At 63.0% G+C, this 20,335-nt stretch carries 17 protein-coding genes; 13 read left to right on the forward strand and 4 right to left on the reverse strand.

The features are described from left to right. Window positions 1-151 precede the first annotated feature (151 nt). On the forward strand, window positions 152-604 hold the full coding sequence (locus QMK17_RS07560) for a universal stress protein (RefSeq protein WP_283507944.1): 453 nt from the start codon (window positions 152-154) through the stop codon (window positions 602-604). A gap of 65 nt (window positions 605-669) precedes the next feature. Here the strand turns inward: QMK17_RS07560 and QMK17_RS07565 are convergent, their stop codons facing one another. From QMK17_RS07565 to QMK17_RS07575, 3 genes are all read right to left on the reverse strand, one after another. Continuing rightward, complete coding sequence (locus QMK17_RS07565) at window positions 670-2,964, reverse strand: HelD family protein (protein WP_283508016.1); 2,295 nt, start codon at window positions 2,962-2,964, stop codon at window positions 670-672. Between the two features lie 185 nt (window positions 2,965-3,149). Beyond that, window positions 3,150-4,388, reverse strand: coding sequence for a DoxX family protein (locus tag QMK17_RS07570; protein ID WP_283507946.1), 1,239 nt, complete (start codon window positions 4,386-4,388; stop codon window positions 3,150-3,152). A 130-nt stretch (window positions 4,389-4,518) separates the two neighbouring features. After that, window positions 4,519-5,208, reverse strand: a complete 690-nt coding sequence (locus tag QMK17_RS07575; RefSeq protein WP_283507947.1) for an MBL fold metallo-hydrolase — start codon at window positions 5,206-5,208, stop codon at window positions 4,519-4,521. A gap of 233 nt (window positions 5,209-5,441) precedes the next feature. Here QMK17_RS07575 and uvrA point away from each other — a divergent pair, with 233 nt between their 5' ends. After that, window positions 5,442-8,366: an excinuclease ABC subunit UvrA gene (gene uvrA / locus QMK17_RS07580; protein WP_283507948.1), complete on the forward strand. Its 2,925-nt coding sequence runs from the start codon at window positions 5,442-5,444 to the stop codon at window positions 8,364-8,366. Between the two features lie 56 nt (window positions 8,367-8,422). On the opposite strand, the gene QMK17_RS07585 is transcribed toward uvrA, so the two are convergent. Beyond that, complete coding sequence (locus QMK17_RS07585; RefSeq protein ID WP_283507949.1) at window positions 8,423-8,779, reverse strand: DUF1844 domain-containing protein; 357 nt, start codon at window positions 8,777-8,779, stop codon at window positions 8,423-8,425. 451 nt (window positions 8,780-9,230) lie between these two features. Between QMK17_RS07585 and infC the strand changes: the two genes are divergently transcribed. From infC to QMK17_RS07640, 11 genes are all read left to right on the forward strand, one after another. Then, a complete protein-coding gene (infC, locus tag QMK17_RS07590) occupies window positions 9,231-9,902 on the forward strand; it encodes a translation initiation factor IF-3 (RefSeq protein WP_283508018.1) in 672 nt (223 codons plus the stop codon). A 107-nt stretch (window positions 9,903-10,009) separates the two neighbouring features. Beyond that, window positions 10,010-10,204, forward strand: coding sequence for a 50S ribosomal protein L35 (gene rpmI / locus QMK17_RS07595; RefSeq protein ID WP_008715923.1), 195 nt, complete (start codon window positions 10,010-10,012; stop codon window positions 10,202-10,204). 105 nt (window positions 10,205-10,309) lie between these two features. After that, window positions 10,310-10,699, forward strand: coding sequence for a 50S ribosomal protein L20 (rplT, locus tag QMK17_RS07600; protein ID WP_283507952.1), 390 nt, complete (start codon window positions 10,310-10,312; stop codon window positions 10,697-10,699). A 38-nt stretch (window positions 10,700-10,737) separates the two neighbouring features. Further along, window positions 10,738-11,538 (forward strand): TrmH family RNA methyltransferase, encoded by an 801-nt coding sequence (locus QMK17_RS07605; RefSeq protein ID WP_283507954.1) that lies wholly within the window; start codon window positions 10,738-10,740, stop codon window positions 11,536-11,538. A gap of 108 nt (window positions 11,539-11,646) precedes the next feature. Then, entirely contained in the window at window positions 11,647-12,717 is a 1,071-nt protein-coding gene (gene pheS / locus QMK17_RS07610) for a phenylalanine--tRNA ligase subunit alpha (RefSeq protein ID WP_283507957.1), read from the forward strand. Window positions 12,718-12,765: 48 nt separating this feature from the next. Continuing rightward, a complete protein-coding gene (pheT, locus tag QMK17_RS07615) occupies window positions 12,766-15,252 on the forward strand; it encodes a phenylalanine--tRNA ligase subunit beta (RefSeq protein ID WP_283507959.1) in 2,487 nt (828 codons plus the stop codon). A gap of 55 nt (window positions 15,253-15,307) precedes the next feature. Further along, window positions 15,308-15,886 carry a hypothetical protein gene (locus QMK17_RS07620; protein WP_283507961.1) on the forward strand — a complete coding sequence of 193 codons (579 nt, stop codon included), beginning with the start codon at window positions 15,308-15,310 and terminating at the stop codon, window positions 15,884-15,886. 42 nt (window positions 15,887-15,928) lie between these two features. Then, on the forward strand, window positions 15,929-16,996 hold the full coding sequence (gene argC / locus QMK17_RS07625; protein ID WP_283507963.1) for an N-acetyl-gamma-glutamyl-phosphate reductase: 1,068 nt from the start codon (window positions 15,929-15,931) through the stop codon (window positions 16,994-16,996). Continuing rightward, window positions 16,993-18,240, forward strand: coding sequence for a bifunctional glutamate N-acetyltransferase/amino-acid acetyltransferase ArgJ (gene argJ / locus QMK17_RS07630; protein WP_283507965.1), 1,248 nt, complete (start codon window positions 16,993-16,995; stop codon window positions 18,238-18,240). The genes argC and argJ overlap by 4 nt, the downstream gene beginning before the upstream one ends. After that, on the forward strand, window positions 18,237-19,139 hold the full coding sequence (argB, locus tag QMK17_RS07635; RefSeq protein ID WP_283507966.1) for an acetylglutamate kinase: 903 nt from the start codon (window positions 18,237-18,239) through the stop codon (window positions 19,137-19,139). The genes argJ and argB overlap by 4 nt, the downstream gene beginning before the upstream one ends. After that, complete coding sequence (locus QMK17_RS07640; RefSeq protein ID WP_283507968.1) at window positions 19,136-20,335, forward strand: acetylornithine transaminase; 1,200 nt, start codon at window positions 19,136-19,138, stop codon at window positions 20,333-20,335. Before argB ends, QMK17_RS07640 begins: the two co-directional genes overlap by 4 nt.

Genomic DNA, 20,335 nt, shown 5'->3' on the forward strand with positions numbered 1-20,335 from the left:
TGTGGCCGAACTTGGCAACATCGCCGCCGGATACCTATAGGGTCATCGCAACGATCATCGGGACCGCTGTGCAGCGCCTGTGACCGGCCACAACGTGTCTCCTCGGGGGCGCAAAGAATGTGTGACAGAACACCTACAACTGGAGGAATGAATGAGTGCCTACCGCACCGTCGTCGTCGGAACCGATGGGTCCGAATCGTCTTTGCGGGCCGTAGAGAAGGCTGCCGCTCTGGCTGGTGACGCTGACGCGACTCTCGTCATTGCCTGTGCCTACTACCCGGCTGACCCGAAGGACACCGCGCAGGCGGCCGACACCCTTCGTGAGGACGCGTACCAAATCACCGGTTCCGCACCTACCCACGACATTCTTCGCACTGCGCGCGAACACGCCACCAAGGTCGGAGCCAAGACCATCGACGAGCGCGCGATCGTCGGCGCTCCCGTCGAGTCGTTGCTTCAGCTGGTGGACGAAGTCAAGGGCGACCTACTCGTGGTTGGAAACCGCGGCCTCAACTCGCTCACGGGCCGGTTGCTAGGTTCAGTGCCGTCCGACGCCGCCCGCAAGTCCACCTGCGATGTGCTGATCGTCCACACCGTCAGGTAACAACCGAAAACTGCTGATCAAGTGGCCCGGTACCGCGCACTCTGCGGCATCGGGCCACTTTGCTGTTACCGAGCGACGTCCTCGAACGGGGACAGCCCCGACAATTCCCCCGGAAGTTCGGCTGCGTGAACGACACCCAGCCGCTGTGTCGCGCGAGTCAGCGCCACGTACAGGTCACCCATTCCGCGTGGTGACTCCGCGACGATATCGGCAGGTTCCACGATCAGTACCGAGTCGAACTCGAGACCCTTGGCTTCCTTGACCGTCGAGACGGTAATCGTTTCTGACGCGAGATGCGCGAATCTGACGACCAAGCCCTCAGGAACGAGTACCACGCTGATGCCTGGCCGGGGGTGCTCTGCGAGTCGGTCCGACACCGTGGACACCAATGCGTCCTCGGTGACGCGCTGCTCCCAAGGGATATTCCCCGAATCTCGAACGGAGCGAGGGACGGACTGTACCGGATCGATGACGGCAAGGACGTCGCGAGCGACCGTCATGATCTCCGATGGAGTTCGGTAGTTGACTGTCAGCTCGGTGCGCTTCCAGCGTTGTGCAACATACGGTTCCAAAACGTCACCCCAGGATGTCGAACCTGCCGGATCTCCCGTCTGGGCGACGTCGCCGACAAGAGTCATCCACCTGTTCGGTATGCGCCGCATCACCATGCGCCAGGCCATCTCGGACAGTTCCTGGGCTTCGTCGACGATGACGTGACCGTACGTCCAGGTGCGGTCTCCGGCAGCGCGTTCGGCCGTGGTGAGACGCGCACCTGAATCTTGCCTGCTGGCAAGCTGACTCGCGTCGATCAAGTCGTACGCCATCAGGATTTCGGGGTCGAGTTCGTCCTCGAGGTCCTGGGGAGCGGAACCGGTCAGAATGTCGAGGGCGCCCTGCGCATCGGCAATCTGGTTGCGCCACTGACGGTTGGCTTGCTCGCGTTCGGCCGATTCGTCGATGCCAAGCAGTTCGGCGAGTTCGTCCAACAGCGGCGCGTCTGCCGAGGAGAAGCCGCGACCCACGCGTACCAACGATCGACGCTCTTCGTCCGAAAGCAGGGGAGCGGCCGAGGCGATGCGCTCAGGAGACGCGAGTAGATCCAGGAGAACCTGCTGTGGCGACAAATCGGGCCACAGCTCGTCGATCGCGGCCATCACATCCGCGTCTTCCTTCATTTCGTCGCGCATGTCCGCGACATCGTCTCGGCTGAGCAGGCTTCCGCCGTCGACGAGGTTCTGACCGAGTTTATCCGCGAGTTGCTGCGTGAGACCGTCGATCGCGGAGGCCACGAACAATGGGCGGGCCAAGTTGTGCGGACGCCGCGACGATCGGGCACGTCCGCGTGCCCGGGTGACGATCTTCCTGTCGAGCACTATTTCGTAGGTGTCGAATCGAAGACGCGTTGGTTCGGACGGTACTTCTTGACGGTCGCGCACCGCCTTGGCCAACACCTCGACCATCGACGTGGAGCCCTTGACTTGTGCCGCGGTCGCGGACTCCTGCACCGTCGCCCGCACCCCGGGGTACAAGTTGCCGATCGTCGACAACAGCACTCCCGTCTCGCCCAACGAGGGCAGCACCTGGCCGATGTAGTCGAGGAACGTCGCGTTGGGTCCGATGATCAGCACGCCACTCTTCGCGAGCTGCTGGCGGTATGTGTAGAGCAGGTAGGCGGCACGGTGGAGCGCTACCGCAGTTTTTCCGGTTCCCGGTCCGCCCTGCACGACCAGAACGCTCCGGTGTTCGGAGCGAATGATCGCATCCTGCTCGCTCTGGATGGTTTCCACGATGTCGTTCATCTGCCCGGTGCGAGCAGCATCGAGCGCAGAGAGCAGTGCGCTCTCGCCTGCGACACCCGTGGCGTCCGATTCCAACCCTGCTACCCGTGCAGCATCGAGGTCCAGGTATTCGTCGGCCAACGACGTCACTCCACGGCTGCGGCTGCGAATGTGGCGACGCCGCAACACGTTCTCGGGAGTGGCGGGCGTCGCGAGGTAGAACGGGCGGGCCATGGGTGCACGCCAATCCAACAGCAAGGTGTCGTAATCGTTGGCTTCGTCGAGGATTCCGACGCGGCCTACATAGCGAACCGGCGAGTCCTCGGCCTCCACCTGTAGATCTATGCGGCCGAAGCAAAGCCCATTCTCGGCTGCGTCGTACTTTGCGATGTCGTCGATATAGAGCTGGCTGAACGATTCTCGTTCGCTGCGTGCCTGCGGTGTGCCGCCGGTTTCCAGCAGCACCGTGCTCAGTCGGTTCTGTGCATAGTTCCGCAACGCATCGAGCTGGTTGTAGAGCATCGATACATAGGACTGCTCGCGGTCCTTGTCGGATCGCTCGCGGTCCTTGTCGGGGGCCATGCTGGACTCGCTCGCGGTGCTGTCAGCGATGGTCTGGCCGTCGTCCGGCAAAGGGTCTCCTCGGGAGTTCGGCAGAGAGTTTTCGGTAGCGCGAAATTCGCCCAAGCAGTCTACGACGAAAAGGGGCCCCGCCGCAGAACCGCAGTTCAGGGCGGGGCCCAAGGTGTTCGAACAGAAAGCTGGGACTACTTCGTGTACTTCGAGACGCGCTTGTCCAGGTCCTTGCGCGCCTGCTCGACCTTTTTCTCGAGCTTCGCGCGGGCCTTCTCGGTGGCCTTGTCGAACTCACGGCTCTGCTTCTCAGCACGCTTGAGCGCGCGCTTGCCGAGGCCTTCGGTCCGATTGGCTGCTACGTCTGACCATGTGCTGCCGCGGACCTGAGCCAGTTCGACGAGCTCGGCACCGCGCCCGGCAGCGGTGTCGGCCCACACTGATCCACGATTCTGCGCGAGTTCGGCCAACTCGGAGCTACGATCAGCGGCCTTGTCCGCCCACTGCGTGCCGCGCTTCTGGGCTTCGTCGGCGAGCTTGGAGCCGCGCTTCTGGGCTTCGTCGGCGAGCTTGGAGCCGCGCTTCTGCGCGACCTTGGCAAGTTCCTGTCCCCTGTCGGCTGCTTCGTCAGCGAACTTGGAGCCGCGTTTCTGGGCAACTACCGCCAAGTCCGAGCCGCGATCGGCCGCCCTGTGTGCCCAACGCGAAAGTACAGGCTGCGCGGTGTCTGCAAGTTCCGAGCCCTTCTCGGCAGCGACATCGGCCCAGTGCGAGACGACGGGCTGTGCAGCGTCGGCGAAGTCGGATCCCTTTTCGGCGGCAACGTCGGCCCATTTCGAGACGACCGGCTGCGCTGCCTCGGCGAGATCCGCACTGCGCGATGCAGCAACGCTGGCGATTTCCTTGATTCGACCCGACGCGGCCCCGAATGTGTCCGCTGTGTCGTGGGAACCTGGAAGGGCGGCGACGACGGATTCCTGCGCTTTACGGGCTGCGCGACGGCCACGCCATGCGAGCGACGGCTTGCCCTCGGTGTCGACTGCGGCGATCAGAAGTCCGCCGAGCAAGCTGACGTTCTTGAAGAACTGAGTCCGCTGGGCAGCCTTCGCGGCCGGATCGGTCTCGTTCCAAAAGGCGTGGCCTGCAAGCGTGGTGGGAACGAGGCTCCCGGCCAGTGCCAAAGATGCAACACGCGGGGCTTTGCCGGTGGCCAGCAGGATGCCTCCGCCGACCTGAATTGCACCGTTGATACGAACGAGCGTCTCAGGATCGCTCGGTACGTTGCTGGTGACGCTGTCCGGCAGGGCGCTCTGGCTCTGTTCGATCAACGGAGTCGCAACTTTTGCCTTCCCTGCCGGATTGCGGAGTGCATCGATACCCCCGGCGATGAAGATGGTCGACATCAGCGGACGGGCGATACGGCGGACCAGCATTGACAGCCTCCTGCGTAGTTCGTTGTGTGAACGTCGTTGTTCAGCGCTGCCGCTCACGTGAATTTTCGAGCGGCGCGCCGTTCCAGCGTAGCCATACCCGGCAGTTACGTATTTCAAGCGTGCGAGCGTTTCACCAACCCCGGTCGCGCCATTCGGCCAGGTGCGGGCGCTCGTCGCCGAGCGTCGTGTCCTTGCCGTGGCCGGGGTACACGACGGTGGTGTCCCCGTAGTCGCCGAAAAGCTTCGCGGTGACGTCGTCGAGCAACTGGTTGAAGTCAGTGGGGTTCGGCGTCTTACCGACGCCTCCCGGGAACAGTGAATCCCCGGTGAACAAGTGGGTGGTGCCGGATTCGGAGTCGGTGAGTGCCAACGCGATGGACCCGGGAGTGTGTCCACGCAGGTGAATCACTTTCAGTGTGAGGTCACCCACATCGATGGTGTCGTCGTCGTTCAGCAGCAGATCCGGAACGACAGGCAATGGTTCTGCGTCGAGACTGTGTGCCGCTGTCGGCGAGTCAGTGCCCCCCGCGATGACCTCGAGTGCCTGCCAGTGATCCGCGTGCTGATGCGTCGTGACGATGAGCGATAGCGTCGGAGCGTGGTCGTCGATGAGCTCGGACAAACGTGACGCCTCGTTCGCTGCGTCGATGAGCAGGGAATGTCCGGTCGAGGAACAAACGATCAGGTAGGAGTTGTTGTCCATCGGGCCTACCGAAATTTTCGTGATGGTCCCACCGGACAGAACACGACGCTGCGGCGCCGATCCCGGGGAGACCGCGCCGGTGTACTGGTCGTCGATGACCATGAGGTGCTCGTCCATTTCGAGGACGCTACCGTCGGGACGTGCGAGTTGCGTGTCCGCCCCTTTGTGGCGGACGTGGGTCGACCGAGCAAGCCGAGCTCGCGGCCCGGGAAACCTGTCGGTAGGGCGGCCTAGCATTGCTACCGCGCGAGGTTCGGCCCCGCGCGTGCATTTTAACGGAGCTTCGGTTCGATCTGACCAGTCGGTGGTAATCGGCTGAGGTCTTGTTCGTCCGAAAAGAAGGGAACATTGTGGCGGATCGCCTGATCGTGCGAGGTGCGCGTGAGCACAATCTGCGAGGAGTCGATATCGACCTTCCTCGCAACAGCCTCGTGGTCTTCACCGGACTGTCGGGTTCGGGTAAGTCGTCACTGGCCTTCGACACGATCTTTGCCGAGGGGCAACGCAGGTACGTCGAGTCGCTGTCCGCCTACGCGCGTCAGTTCCTCGGCCAGATGGACAAGCCCGACGTCGACTTCATCGAAGGCCTGTCGCCTGCGGTCTCGATCGACCAGAAGTCGACCAACCGAAACCCTCGCTCGACGGTTGGCACGATCACCGAGGTCTACGACTACTTGCGTCTGCTGTTCGCGCGCGCCGGCACCGCTCATTGCCCAGTGTGTGGCGAGAAGATCGCGAAGCAGACCCCGCAGCAAATCGTCGATCAGGTACTCGATATGGAAGAGGGCACCAAGTTTCAGGTGCTGGCCCCGGTCGTGCGCACCCGAAAAGGTGAGTTCGTCGACCTGTTCGACTCGCTCAACACACAGGGGTATTCGCGTATTCGGGTGGACGGCGTCGTGCACCAGCTCTCGGACCCTCCCAAGCTGAAAAAACAGGAGAAGCACGACATCGAGGTCGTCGTCGACCGTCTCACAGTGAAGGCGAGTTCGAAGCAGCGTCTTACCGACTCGGTGGAGACGGCGCTGCGTCTCGCCGACGGCATCGTCGTCCTCGACTTCGTCGATCGCGAAGAAAACGCTCCCGACCGTGAACGCCGGTTCTCCGAAAAACTTGCCTGCCCGAACTTCCATCCGTTGTCGATCGACGACCTCGAGCCGCGTTCGTTCTCGTTCAACTCGCCGTACGGGGCGTGTTCGGAATGCCTCGGTCTCGGCGTACGCAAAGAGGTCGACCCGGAGTTGGTCGTCCCCGATCCGGATCTTTCGCTCGCCGACGGCGCCATCGCACCATGGTCGATGGGACAGACCTCCGAGTACTTCGGCCGGCTTCTCTCGGGGCTGTCCGACGCAATGGGCTTCGATCTCGATGCGCCATGGAACAAACTTCCGGTGAAGGTCAAGCGAGCAGTCCTCGATGGCAGTGAGCACCAGGTCCACGTCAAGTACAAGAACCGGTACGGACGCACGCGGTCGTACTACGCCGAGTTCGAAGGCGTCATGCCGTTCTTGCATCGCAGGCTCGAACAGACCGAGTCCGAGCAGATGAAAGAGCGTTACGACGGCTATATGCGGGATGTGCCGTGTCCGGCTTGTGCTGGCGATCGCCTTCGTCCCGAAATTTTGTCGGTGACGATCGAGGCAGGCGGCTTCGGCCCGAAGTCCATTGCGGATGTGTGCCGGCTGTCGATTTCCGACACCGCCGACTTCCTCAACAGCCTTACGCTGGGTGCGAAGGAAGAGGCAATCGCCGGTCAGGTGCTCCGAGAGGTTCAGGCGCGTCTGGGATTCCTTCTCGATGTCGGCCTCGAGTACCTCTCGCTCTCCCGCGCAGCAGGGTCGCTCTCGGGTGGCGAAGCCCAACGAATCAGGTTGGCAACCCAGATCGGTTCCGGACTCGTCGGTGTTCTATACGTCCTCGACGAGCCGTCCATCGGTCTGCATCAACGCGACAACCGTCGTCTCATCGACACGCTCACCAGGCTTCGCGACCTCGGAAATACGCTGATCGTCGTCGAGCACGACGAGGACACCATTCGTACGTCCGACTGGGTCGTCGACATCGGTCCGATGGCGGGCGAGCACGGCGGACGGGTGGTCCACAGTGGCTCCTACGAAGATCTGCTGACCAACGAAGAGTCGATCACCGGCGCGTATCTGTCAGGTCGCCTGAAAATTCCGCTCCCGGACTTCCGGCGGGTAGTGGACAAGAAGCGTCAGGTCACCGTCGTCGGCGCGCGCGAACACAACTTGCGCGGCATCGACGTCAGCTTCCCGCTTGGTGTCCTCACTGCGGTCACCGGCGTGTCGGGCTCGGGCAAGTCGACTCTGGTCAACGACATCCTGGCTACCGTGATGGCGAACAAGCTCAACGGTGCCCGGCAAGTGCCCGGTCGTCATACCCGCATCAACGGGTTGGACCAGTTGGACAAGCTGGTCCGCGTCGACCAATCACCGATCGGCCGCACGCCCAGGTCGAACGCAGCCACCTACACCGGCGTCTTCGACAAAATCCGCACTCTGTTCGCAGCCACCACCGAGGCAAAGGTGCGCGGCTACCAGCCGGGTCGCTTCTCGTTCAATGTCAAGGGCGGACGGTGTGAGGCATGTTCGGGTGACGGAACGCTCAAGATCGAGATGAATTTTCTACCCGACGTCTACGTCCCGTGCGAGGTCTGCGAAGGCGCGCGATACAACCGCGAGACGCTGGAAGTGCACTACAAGGGCAAGACCATCTCCGAGGTGCTCGACATGCCGATCGAGGAGGCAGCGGACTTCTTCGAGCCCATTACCTCGATCCATCGGTACTTGAAGACTCTGGTGGAGGTCGGCCTGGGCTACGTCCGTCTCGGTCAGCCGGCGACGACGCTGTCCGGCGGTGAGGCTCAGCGTGTGAAGCTCGCGTCGGAGCTACAGAAGCGTTCCACCGGTCGGACGGTGTACATCCTCGACGAGCCGACCACCGGTCTGCACTTCGAGGACATCCGCAAGCTTCTCGGCGTCGTCAACGGACTCGTCGACAAGGGCAACACCGTCATCGTCATCGAGCACAACCTCGACGTCATCAAAGTGTCCGACTGGGTCATCGACATGGGACCCGAAGGTGGATCCGGCGGCGGAATGGTTGTCGCAGAAGGTAACCCGGAAGATATAGCGGCGGTGCCCGAGAGCTACACCGGGAAGTTCCTGCAGGAAGCACTCACGAGCGAATCAGTGGTCGAACCGGCGGCGGCACCCGTCAAGAAACGTCGTCCGCGCAAGGTCGCCGCGGTCTGACCACCTGCATGGACCTACCCTCGCAACCGCACGCGCCTTCGGAGTAGAACAGCCCGTCAGTACACCGGTCCCGTGTACTTCTCGCCTGGGCCCTTGCCCGGCTCGTCGGGGTGAGCCGAGGTTTCGCGGAATGCTTTCTGCAGAGCTTGGAGGCCTTCGCGGATGGGACCCGCATGTGGACCGAGGTATTCGACAGATGCGGTGACGAGCCCTGCCAACGCGGTGATGACCCGGCGGGCTTCGTCGAGATCGAGGTACGGGCTTTCCGACGGGTCGGCCTCGGACAGTCCGAGTTTCTCGGCGGCGGAACTCATCAACATCACGGCTGCGCGGCTGATAACTTCGACTGCTGGTACGTCGGCAAGTTCACGGACGTCAGGCTCGGCGCCAGCAGGCTCTGGGGTGCTCGTCATACCTACGAGAATGGCATGGGCGTCGGACACCGCCGTCGGCAGCGCCGATTCGCGGCAAACGCTTCCCGGCTGGTACAGTCTCTCAACGACCGTCTTCGACGTGCGCTTCACTTGTGAAAGCGCGCCGTACGGAGGCAGCAAGTGGAGCCCGACTCCCACCGGTACACAGCGTCTGACGTTGTTTCCGGTCCGGTCGCCCGAAGGAACCTACGGCGTGAGCCTTGGTTCGCTCGGGTTTCCTCTCTGGAGGAGATCTATTCACGTAGATCGATCGGTCGACATCGGGCCCTGCACCAGCGGAATGCTGGAGCAGGGTTTTTTCGTTGTAGGAGGCAGTGTCATCGCGACACAGAGTCCTCCGAACACGACAGTGTCGGAGGAAAGGGCAGGCGGGCTGTAGCCAAAGGCAGGCGGTCGGCTCGAACCCACACCGCACTACCTAGGAGGCCCCATCAGCACTGAGACTCGCATCAACGATCGCATCCGTGTTCCCGAGGTTCGTTTAGTTGGACCGGGCGGTGAACAGGTGGGCATCGTGCGTGTTGAAGATGCACTCCGCTTGGCTCTCGAAGCCGATCTCGATCTCGTAGAAGTGGCTCCCGACGCACGTCCGCCGGTCTGCAAGATCATGGACTACGGGAAGTTCAAGTACGAGGCAGCGCAAAAGGCGCGCGAATCGCGCAAGAACCAGACTCTCACCGTCATCAAGGAGCAGAAGCTCCGTCCGAAGATCGACGCCCACGACTACGAGACCAAGAAGCGCAATGTTGTTCGCTTCCTCGAAGCCGGGTCCAAAGTCAAGGTCACCATCATGTTCCGTGGACGTGAGCAGTCGCGTCCCGAACTCGGCTTCCGTCTGCTGCAACGACTGGGCGCCGATGTTGCCGATCTCGGCTTCGTGGAAACCTCCGCGAAGCAGGACGGCCGCAACATGACGATGGTCCTGGCCCCGCACAAGGGAGCCAAGACTCGCGTCAAGGCTCAGGAAAGCGCAGCAGCGCCGCCCGCACAACGCGCAGCACCCCCGGCCGCAGCGGAACCAGTAGCAGCAGCGGAACCTGTAGCAGCTCCGGCCGCCGCGGAGCCCGCAGCCGGTGAGGTTGCAACCCCGCCCGCAAGCTAGGCGGACGATCCCAGCCGGATCGACCAGTAAGACGATCGTCGCCCTGCGAAAGCAGGGGAACGCTCGTGCCGAGCAAGACTGAAGAGCAACACAGAACTGAGGACTCCATGCCCAAGCAGAAGACCCACAGTGGCGCCAAGAAGCGATTCAAGGTGTCCGGCAGCGGCAAGATCCTGCGCCAGAAGGCCGGCCGTCGCCACCTGCTGGAGCACAAGCCCACCAAGGTGACCCGTCGTCTCGACGGCGTCGCAGTTGTCAAGAAGGCCGACGTGCCACGGATCAAGCGCCTGCTCGGCATCTGATCTGGACTTCGTAGCCGACTCGATCCCTTCCATGCAGTCGCGGTCGGCACCTCCCATTACCATTCGGGGTTTTCACGAAAGCCCCCAGATCGACAGGATTTACCAGTGGCACGCGTAAAAAGGGCGGTCAACGCCCAGAAGAAGCGCCGTTCGATTCTCGAAGCGTCCAAGGGCTACCGCGGACAGCGCTCACGTCTGTACACCAAGGCCAAGGAGCAGCAGCTCCACTCGCTCACCTACGCATACCGCGACCGCAAGGCTCGCAAGGGTGACTTCCGCAAGCTGTGGATCACGCGTATCAACGCTGCAGCTCGAGCCAATGACATCACCTACAACCGCTTCGTCCAGGGTCTGAAGGCTGCTGGCGTCGAGGTCGACCGCAAGATCCTCGCCGAGCTCGCTGTCTCGGACATTGCAGCATTCGCAGGTCTGGTTGCAATCGCCAAGGCTGCACTGCCTGCCGATGTCAACGCTCCTGCCGGAGAAGCAGCCTGAGCAAGCTGACGCACGACGATCTCGATCCGAAACGACCCGTGGATACGCTCACCGAGCGCACACCACGGGTCGTTTCGGCTGTGAAGCTCCTGCGTGCGGCGGAACGTCGAAAGTCCGGCCGTTTTCTCGCGGAAGGCATCAATTCCGTTGCCGAGGCTCTTCATGCCGGTGTTGTCGACGAGGTGTTCTTCCGTGAAGACTCAATCGATCGCAACCGCGACGTGCTCGACATCGCGCGTCGGGCCGGTGTTCGCACACATGCGATCACCGAACGCGCAGCCAAAGGATTGTCGGACACCGTTACTCCGCCCGGGATTGTTGCGGTCTGCCGAACCATCGACGTCGATCTGACTTTCGCGCTCGGCAAGAATCCTCGTCTCGTTGTGGTCCCTGTCGAGGTATCCGAGCCAGGTAACGCCGGGACAGTCATCCGCGTCGCCGATGCGGTCGGCGCCGATTCCGTAGTTCTGCTCGGGGACTCCGTCGACCCGCACAACGGCAAGTGCGTGCGGGCTTCCGCCGGCAGTCTGTTCCATCTCCCGATCGCCCGTGAACGGTCGGTGGAATCGGGCATCGAGGCTCTTCGATCCAGCGGGCTGACCATTCTCGCTACCGCAGCAGACGGCGAGATCGATCTTGACGACGCCGACGATATTCTTGCTGGTCCGACCGCGTGGTTGTTCGGCAACGAGGCGCATGGTCTTGCGCCCGAGGTGGCCGCTGCCGCCGACCATCGAGTACGGATTCCCATTCGCGGCCGCGCCGAGAGCCTCAACCTTGCGACCGCTGCGGCGATCTGCCTTTATGCAAGTGCACGAGTTCAGCGCAGGTCCGACTGAAACTGAGGCAGGTCGCACGGAAATTGATTTTGGGCTGTCGCCTAGAATTGCCCTGTTAATCAACGACCGCCTCATGCGATACGACATCATCAAGGAGTTGCTCTTCTCGTGGCGAAGAAAGATGGCGACAACGGCCAGCCAGTCGATCCGAGCGTGCTAGAGGCCTCGGCTCTCGACGCAGCCGTCGACGGGGCAGAGAAGGCGTTCGCCACTGCGCACGATTTGGACGATCTGACGAGGGTGAAGATCGAACACATCGGCAACAAGGCCCCGTTGGCGCTCGCACAGCGCGCTCTCGGGTCGATCCCCGGCGATCAGAAGGCCGAAGCCGGCAAGCGCGTCAAGATCGCGCGCGACCGGGTCCAGAAGGCGTTCGACGCTCGGCGCGAGGTGCTGCTGGCCGAGCGCGACGCTGCCATCCTCGTGGCCGAGACGATCGACGTGACGTTGCCGTCGAACCGCCGCCCGGTGGGTGCGCGTCATCCGATCACGATCATCGCGGACCAGGTTGCCGACGTGTTCGTCGGAATGGGCTGGGAGGTCGAGGAGGGGCCCGAGGTCGAAACCGAGCACTTCAATTTCGACGCTCTGAACTTCCTGCCGGATCACCCGGCGCGCACGATGCAGGACACGTTCCACATCGCACCCGAAGGTTCGCGGCAGGTGCTGCGTACTCATACCTCGCCGGTTCAGGTGCGTTCGATGCTCTCTCGTGAGGTGCCGATTTACATTGTGTGTCCTGGGCGCACGTTCCGTACGGACGAGCTCGATTCGACGCACACTCCCGTGTTCCATCAGGTCGAAGGCCTCGCGATCGACAAGGGTCTGACCATGGCGAATCTTCGTGGCACTCTCGACGCGTTCGCTCGGGCGTTGTTCGGTGAGGAGACGCGGACACGCATGCGCCCCAACTACTTCCCGTTCACGGAGCCGTCGGCCGAGGTCGATGTCTGGTTCCCGAAGAAAAAAGGCGGAGCCGGCTGGGTCGAGTGGGGCGGCTGCGGCATGGTCAATCCCAAGGTCTTGCAGGCAAGCGGAATCGACCCGGAGGTCTACTCGGGTTTCGCTTTCGGTATGGGCCTGGAGCGGACGCTGCAGTTCCGCAACGACATTCCCGACATGAGGGACATCGTCGAAGGCGACATTCGCTTCACGTTGCCCTTCGGCGTCGGCGCCTGACCCGACTTTCCCGACCGACTTCTCCACCGTAGAAAGAGCTGAGCAGACGTGCGAGTTCCACAATCCTGGCTGACCGAGGTTCTGCAGCGCGCTGCACCGGAGTGGAAGGTGACACCCGAGGAACTCGACGAGGGCTTCGTTCGCGTCGGTTTCGAGGTCGAGGAGCTTGATTCACTCGACAATGTCACCGGACCACTCGTGATCGGCCGTGTCACGACGATAACCGAGCTGACCGAGTTCAAGAAGCCGATCAGGTTCTGCCTCGTCGACGTCGGGCTCAACGAGCCGCAGGAGATCGTCTGTGGTGCAAGAAACTTCGCCGAGGGCGACCTCATCGTCGCCGCTTTGCCCGGCAGCGTGCTACCTGGTGGGTTTGCAATTGCTGCCCGCGAGACGTACGGCAAGACGTCCAACGGCATGATCTGCTCGACGCTCGAACTCGGACTCGGCCGGGATCATTCGGGCATCCTGGTCCTGCCGGAAGGCACAGCGGAGCCAGGCGATGACGCCAAGGTTGTTCTGGGGCTGGACGATTCAGTCATCGAATTGAACGTGACGCCGGACCGCGGTTACGCGTTCTCCGTCCGCGGTCTCGCGCGTGAACTCGCGAGCAGCTTCGACCTCGAGTACACCGATCCAGCTACCGGACCGGCGCAGAACAACGAGGGTGACGCGTGGCCTGCCACGATCGATCCGGCCTCGAAAGCTGGACGGTTCGCGCTTCGTAAGGTCAGCGGAATCGACCCCAAGGCGCCGACGCCCTGGTGGATCCAGCGACGACTGCTGCTCGCAGGGGTTCGCCCGGTCTCCGCTGCCGTCGATGTCACGAACTACGTTCTGCACGAACTCGGCCAGCCGCTGCATGCCTTCGACGGCGCCAAGCTGAACGGCGACATTGTCGTCCGGCGCGCTGAAGCGGGGGAGAAGCTGAAGACTCTCGACGACGTCGACCGCACTCTCGACGCCGAAGACGTTGTCATCGCCGACGACTCCGGTGCGATCTCGCTCGCAGGAGTCATGGGTGGAGCGTCGACCGAGGTCGACGACGACACCGTCGACGTAATTCTCGAGGCCGCGTCGTTCGACCCTTTGGCTGTTTTTCGCACGGGACGGCGTCACAAGCTGGCCAGTGAAGCAAGCAAACGCTTCGAGCGCACTGTCGACTCAGCGCTGCCCGTGGCAGCACTCGACCGCGCCGCGCAGCTGCTCGTCGAGATCGCCGGGGGACGCATCGAACCGCTTCTCACCGATGTCGGCGAGGCACAGTCGTTCGCAGCGGTTCGGATGGATTTCGACCTACCGGATCGTATCGCGGGCGTGTCGTACCCGAACGGGACCGCCTCGCACAGGCTTACTCAGGTCGGGTGTGACGTCGAGGTCGGGGTCAGTGAGTCCGGCCACGGCGAATTGATCGTCACTCCGCCGACATGGCGCCCAGATCTGCAGCAGCCTGCAGACCTCGTCGAGGAGGTCCTCCGACTCGAAGGGCTGGAGAAAATCCCGTCCGTTCTGCCGTCCGCGCCCCCGGGACGTGGGCTGACGGCAACGCAGAAGCGTAAGCGCGCAGTCGGCAAGTCGTTGGCGTTCGCAGGCTACGTCGAGGTTCTGACGACTGTCTTCCTGCCGTCCGGCGTGTTCGACACGTGGGGTCTTCCCGCCGATGATGCACGTCGTCGCACTACATCTGTGCTCAATCCGTTGGAATCCGATCGTCCCGAATTGGCGACGACGGTACTGCCTGCACTACTCGAGATTCTGGCTCGAAACGTAGCCCGTGGCCAGCGCGATCTGTCACTGTTCGGCATTGCTCAGGTGGTTCTGCCCGGTGATGACACCGGTGCCGTCGATTTGCTTGCCGTTCACACTCGCCCGTCGGACGTGGACCTCGACCGTTTGCGTAATTCGTTGCCTGCGCAGCCCGTTCACGTGGGTGTCGTGCTGACTGGGCACCGTGAGCCGTCTGGTCCGTGGGGTCAGGGCCGCCCGGCCGATGCGTCGGACGCATTCGCTGCAGCGAGGACAATTGCTGCGGCAGCCGGTGTGGACGTCGAACTCCGAGCAGCCCAGTACCTGCCTTGGCATCCAGGTCGGTGCGCAGAGGTCCTCGTCGACGGGGTCGTCGTGGGCCACGCAGGTGAACTCCATCCGGCCGCTCTCGAGCGTGCAGGGCTTCCTCCGCGCACCTGCGCGGTCGAACTGAACCTGGACGCGTTGCCGATCGTCGAGGCGCTGCCTGCTCCGGTGGTGTCGCCGTTCCCGGCCGTTCTGCAGGACGTCGCCGTCGTCGTCGACCAGTCCGTGCCGGCGGCGGCAGTGGAAAATGCGCTGAAATCGGGTGCGGGCGAGCTGCTGGAGAGCATCAGACTGTTCGACGTCTTCGAGGGCGAGCAGGTCGGCGAGAACCGGAAGTCGTTGGCGTTCGCGCTCGTGTTCCGCGGTGCCGAGGGCACGTTGACCGAGGCACAGGCGACGGAAGCGCGCGATGCGGCGGTTGCTGCGGCGACCACAGCTGTCGGCGCAGAACTCCGCAGCTGACCGAAAGGCCGTAGCCTTGTTGCCAGGCTACGGCCTTCGAGCTTCGGGAGGACAGATGAGCACAGCTGATCGATCCGACGTCATAATTTTGCGTGAGGTGCTCGCATCGGTGAGTGGGCGCCCCGCCCTCGCTCCGGTGCACGCTGCAGCATCGGCACTTCTCGCCGAGCTGGACACAGCCGGCAATGAACCAACAATCGTACCGCCGGGCGATATCCCCGACATCGACGTGCCGCGCACGACGCAGCCGCATATACATCAGCCACTCGGTGATCCGCCGCTCGATAATTCACCGCTACCAGGAACTCCCCGTGGCCCGTCGTCGGGAATCATCGAAGCCGAACTGGTCGAAGCCGAACTCGTCGGCGACGGCAGTATCGATCAGTCCATCGGCGGGGGAGTCAGCTCGGGCCACTCCAACCACGAGTCTCCGACCGGGTTCACCGACAAGGGTGTGCCCACGTGGGCCAGCGTGCGCGACAAGGTCGAGCTGCGGGATGCCACGGCGCTGGGTGCCGAGGAACTCGACCACGGGTCGCCAGCGGGTCGTACGCTGGACGAAGCGTGGAACGAGCGTGAAGCCGCCGGACGCAGGAAGCTGGACGAAATTCGACGTTCAATGAAAGACTCCTGACCCCTGGATGAATGAGCTTGCATGATGATGCATAATCATCGTATGAACGCTCTCAAAGATGACCTCGAGTCGTCTCCGCTTCGAATTGCCATCGCGGGGGCAAGTGGATACGCCGGCGGTGAGATCCTTCGGCTCCTGCTCGGGCATCCGGGCGTACAGTCCGGCCGACTTGTCATCGGCTCGCTCACAGCGGGGGGAAACGCGGGTGCAAAGCTCGGTGAGTTCCACCCGCACCTCTTGCCGCTCACGGACCGCGTCCTCGCCGAGACGAATCTCGACGAACTGAACGGACACGACGTCGTCTTCCTCGGACTGCCGCACGGAAAATCCGCCGAGATCGCTCAGCAGCTTCCCGAGTCCGTGGTCATCATCGATTGTGGCGCCGACTTCCGGTTGTCCGACGCCGCAGCCTGGGAGAAGTACTACGCATCGCCTCACGCGGGCACGTGGCCGTATGGCCTTCCTGAGCTGCCGGGGCATCGGGAGAAGCTCGTTGGAGCCACCAGAATTGCTGTCCCCGGGTGCTACCCGACGGTGTCGAGCCTCGCGCTCGCGCCCGCTGTGGCCGCCGGGATCATCGAACCCCGCGTGAATGTCGTTGCGGTGAGCGGTGCATCGGGAGCAGGCCGTTCGCCGAAGGCGGATCTTCTCGGCGCCGAAATCATGGGATCGGTTCGGGCCTACGCGGTTGCAGGCGCGCATCGGCATACCCCCGAGATCACGCAGAACCTCTCTGCTCTGTCGCCGGTTCCGGTCACGGTGTCCTTCACCCCGGTTCTCGCGCCGATGCCGCGCGGCATTCTCGCCACGTGCACCGCAATCACCACCGCGACGCACGCGGAAGCGATGGAGGTATACGAGAAGGCCTATGCCTCGGAACCGTTCGTTCATGTCCTCGGCGCAGGCAGGCTCCCGCAGACCGGTGCGGTAATCGGATCCAACGCCGTCCAGATGAGCGTTACGGTCGATATCGACGCAGGGCTGCTCGTCGTCGTCGCTGCGATCGACAATCTCACCAAAGGAACTGCAGGAGCCGCAGTTCAATCCATGAACCTTGCCCTCGGCATCCCCGAGACCGATGGTCTCTCGACAGTAGGAGTCGCACCGTGACCAGCGCGTCCGCAAAAGGGCCTACCGCAAACAGGCCTACGGAAGTTGCCGGCAAACTTGTTCGGACACAAGGCGTTACCTGTCCTGCAGGTTTCCGCGGCGCGGGTATTGCGGCAGGTATCAAGGCGAGCGGCAAGTCCGATCTCGCGCTGGTGTTCAACGAGGGTCCCGACACCGCTGCGGCAGGGGTGTTCACCCGCAACAAGGTGAAGGCCGCGCCTGTCCTGTGGTCACAGCAGGTGCTCTCGACAGGCCGGCTACGAGCCGTCATCCTCAACTCGGGCGGCGCAAACGCGTGCACCGGTGCGCCGGGGTTTCAGGATTCGCACAAGACAGCGGAGGAAGTTGCATCTGCCCTGAGCAATTGGGGTACCGAGACCGGAGCCATCGAGGTCGCGGTGTGTTCCACCGGTTTGATCGGTGACCGCTTGCCGATGGACAAGATCGTCGCCGGAGTACACGAGATCGTCCACGAACTCGCGGGCGGAATTTCCGGTGGCACCGACGCCGCCTATGCCATCATGACGACCGACACCGTGCCCAAGCAGGCCGCGTTCCACCATTCCGACAAGTGGAACGTCGGTGGAATGGCCAAGGGTGCAGGCATGCTCGCTCCGTCGCTTGCGACGATGCTCAGTGTCATCACGACCGATGCGGTGGCCACCGCTGACCAACTCGACACAGCGCTTCGCAACGCCACCCGCTTGTCTTACGATCGGCTCGACGTAGACGGTGCAACCTCCACCAACGACACGGTCCTGTTGCTGTCGTCCGGAGCCAGTGGTGTCACTCCGAGCCAGGACGAGTTGAACGCCGCCGTCCTTTCGGTGTGCGACGACCTCGCCGATCAGATGATGGCCGATGCGGAGGGTGTGACCAAGCGGGTGATCGTCACGGTATCGGGCGCTGTGTCGGAGGATGATGCACTCATCGGTGCCAGGACCGTCGCGCGTGACAGCCTCGTCAAGACCGCACTGTTCGGCTCCGACCCGAACTGGGGTCGAGTGCTCGCCGCCGTCGGAATTGCGCCCATCGAGCTGGACCCGGATCTGATCTCGGTGTCCTTCAACGGGAGTCCTGTGTGTATCGACGGCGTCGGTGCACCGGGCGCACGTGAGGTCGATCTGTCGGGGGAGGACATCGCGGTCACCATCGACCTCGGACTCGGCGACGCATCCGTCTCGATCAGGACGACGGACCTCTCGCACGCGTACGTCGAAGAGAACTCGGCGTACTCCTCGTGACCGGCGCTCTCGAACTGACGGCATCGCAGAAAGCGCACACCCTCGCCGACGCGCTCCCGTGGCTTCAGAAGTTCAACGACAAAATCGTCGTCGTGAAGTACGGCGGCAACGCCATGGTCGACGACGAACTCAAGCGGGCATTCGCGGCCGATATGGTGTTTCTGCGGACAGTCGGTGTGCACCCCGTCGTCGTGCACGGCGGTGGACCACAGATCACTGCGATGCTGACTCGGCTCGGTATGACCGGGGAGTTCCGCGGTGGGTTCCGTGTCACGACACCCGAGGTGATGGACGTCGTCCGGATGGTGCTGTTCGGACAGGTCGGTCGCGAACTCGTCGGGCTGATCAACAGTCACGGCCCGTACGCGGTCGGTATCTCGGGCGAGGACGCGCACTTGTTCACTGCGTCGAAGCGCTCGGTGATGGTCGACGGCTCGATGACCGATATCGGTCTCGTCGGCGACGTCACCTCGGTCAATCCCGACGCTGTCCTCGATCTCATCGAAGCCGGTCGCATTCCGGTGGTCTCGACCATCGCCCCCGATGCGGACGGCGTTGTGCACAACATCAACGCCGATACAGCCGCAGCCGCGCTTGCCGAGGCGATCGGTGCTGAAAAACTCGTCGTACTCACCGACGTCGAAGGCCTGTACACCGATTGGCCGGATCGGTCGTCGCTCACGTCCGAGATCGACACGGACGCATTGGAAGTGCTGCTGCCGTCGCTGGACGCAGGCATGGTTCCCAAGATGGAGGCGTGTTTGCGAGCGGTGAAGGGCGGAGTCCCCTCGGCGCATGTCATCGACGGCCGCGTTCCGCATTCGGTTCTCGTAGAACTGTTCACCGGCGAAGGAATCGGCACGATGGTTTCGCCAACAATCACGGGAGATCTGATATGAGCGAGCACACCTCGACCCTCGACCTCCAGTCCCGGTGGTCGAAATCGTTGATGGACAACTACGGAGTCCCGCGTGTCGCTCTGGTGCGCGGCGAGGGTGCCGTTGTCACCGATGCCGACGGCAAGAAGTACCTCGACCTGCTCGCCGGAATTGCCGTCAATATCCTGGGACACGCTCATCCTGCGGTGATCGAGGCGGTCAAGACTCAGCTGGAAACACTCGGGCACACCTCCAATCTCTATGCCACGGAGCCGGGCATCGCGCTCGCCGAACAGTTGCTTGCGCACCTCGGTGCGGGTACTCACGGTCGAGTCTTCCTGTGCAACTCGGGTACCGAGGCGAACGAAGCGGCATTCAAGATCGCGCGGCTCACCGGGCGCCCGAACATCATTGCGGCGGAGAATGCGTTCCACGGACGAACGATGGGTGCTTTGGCATTGACCGGCCAGCCCGAAAAGCGGGCACCGTTCGAACCCATGCCGGCGGGAGTACAGCATGTTCCGTACGGCGATGTCGCCGCGCTCGAAGCAGCCGTCGATTCCGATACAGCTGCGGTCTTCCTGGAACCGATCATGGGTGAAGGCGGAGTCGTGGTTCCTCCGGACGGTTACCTCGTCGCCGCCAGAGAGATCACCGCGCGTCACGGAGCTTTGCTCGTTCTGGACGAGGTCCAGACCGGTATCGGCCGCACCGGATGGTTCTACGCACACCAGGCTGTCGGCATCGTTCCCGACGTGATCACCCTTGCCAAAGGACTCGGCGGCGGGCTGCCGATCGGTGCGTGCATCGGCATCGGGGAAGCGGCGAATTTGTTGCACCCGGGCAAGCACGGCACCACCTTCGGTGGCAATCCGGTGTGCGCGTCCGCGGCTCTTGCGGTACTGCGTACTCTCGCAGCCGAGGACCTGATTTCTCATGCCGATCGACTGGGTAAAGTCATCACCCACTCCATCGAGGAACTGAATCACCCGCTCGTGGATCATGTACGTGGCTCCGGCCTGTTGCTGGGTGTGGTCCTCACGAAGGCCATCGCAGCCAAAGCCGAAGCCGCCGCCCGTGATTGCGGGTTCTTGATCAATGCTGCACAGCCCGACGTACTGCGCCTTGCCCCGCCTCTCGTCCTCACGGAAGAGCAGGCGGCGTCGTTCGTCGCGGCATTGCCCGCAATTCTCGACACAGCCGACGAAACGGATTGA

Origin of the sequence: Rhodococcus sp. G-MC3, assembly GCF_030063335.1 — a bacterium.
Taxonomy (GTDB): domain Bacteria; phylum Actinomycetota; class Actinomycetes; order Mycobacteriales; family Mycobacteriaceae; genus Rhodococcoides.

Coding starts and splice junctions, on each gene's coding strand:
- QMK17_RS07560 (WP_283507944.1), top strand. CDS start 152: ATGAGTGCCTACCGCACCGTCGTCGTCGGAACCGATGGGTCCGAATCG.
- QMK17_RS07565 (WP_283508016.1), bottom strand. CDS start 2,964: ATGGCCCCCGACAAGGACCGCGAGCGATCCGACAAGGACCGCGAGCAG.
- QMK17_RS07570 (WP_283507946.1), bottom strand. CDS start 4,388: ATGCTGGTCCGCCGTATCGCCCGTCCGCTGATGTCGACCATCTTCATC.
- QMK17_RS07575 (WP_283507947.1), bottom strand. CDS start 5,208: ATGGACGAGCACCTCATGGTCATCGACGACCAGTACACCGGCGCGGTC.
- QMK17_RS07585 (WP_283507949.1), bottom strand. CDS start 8,779: ATGACGAGCACCCCAGAGCCTGCTGGCGCCGAGCCTGACGTCCGTGAA.
- rpmI (WP_008715923.1), top strand. CDS start 10,010: ATGCCCAAGCAGAAGACCCACAGTGGCGCCAAGAAGCGATTCAAGGTG.
- QMK17_RS07620 (WP_283507961.1), top strand. CDS start 15,308: ATGAGCACAGCTGATCGATCCGACGTCATAATTTTGCGTGAGGTGCTC.
- argC (WP_283507963.1), top strand. CDS start 15,929: ATGAACGCTCTCAAAGATGACCTCGAGTCGTCTCCGCTTCGAATTGCC.
- QMK17_RS07640 (WP_283507968.1), top strand. CDS start 19,136: ATGAGCGAGCACACCTCGACCCTCGACCTCCAGTCCCGGTGGTCGAAA.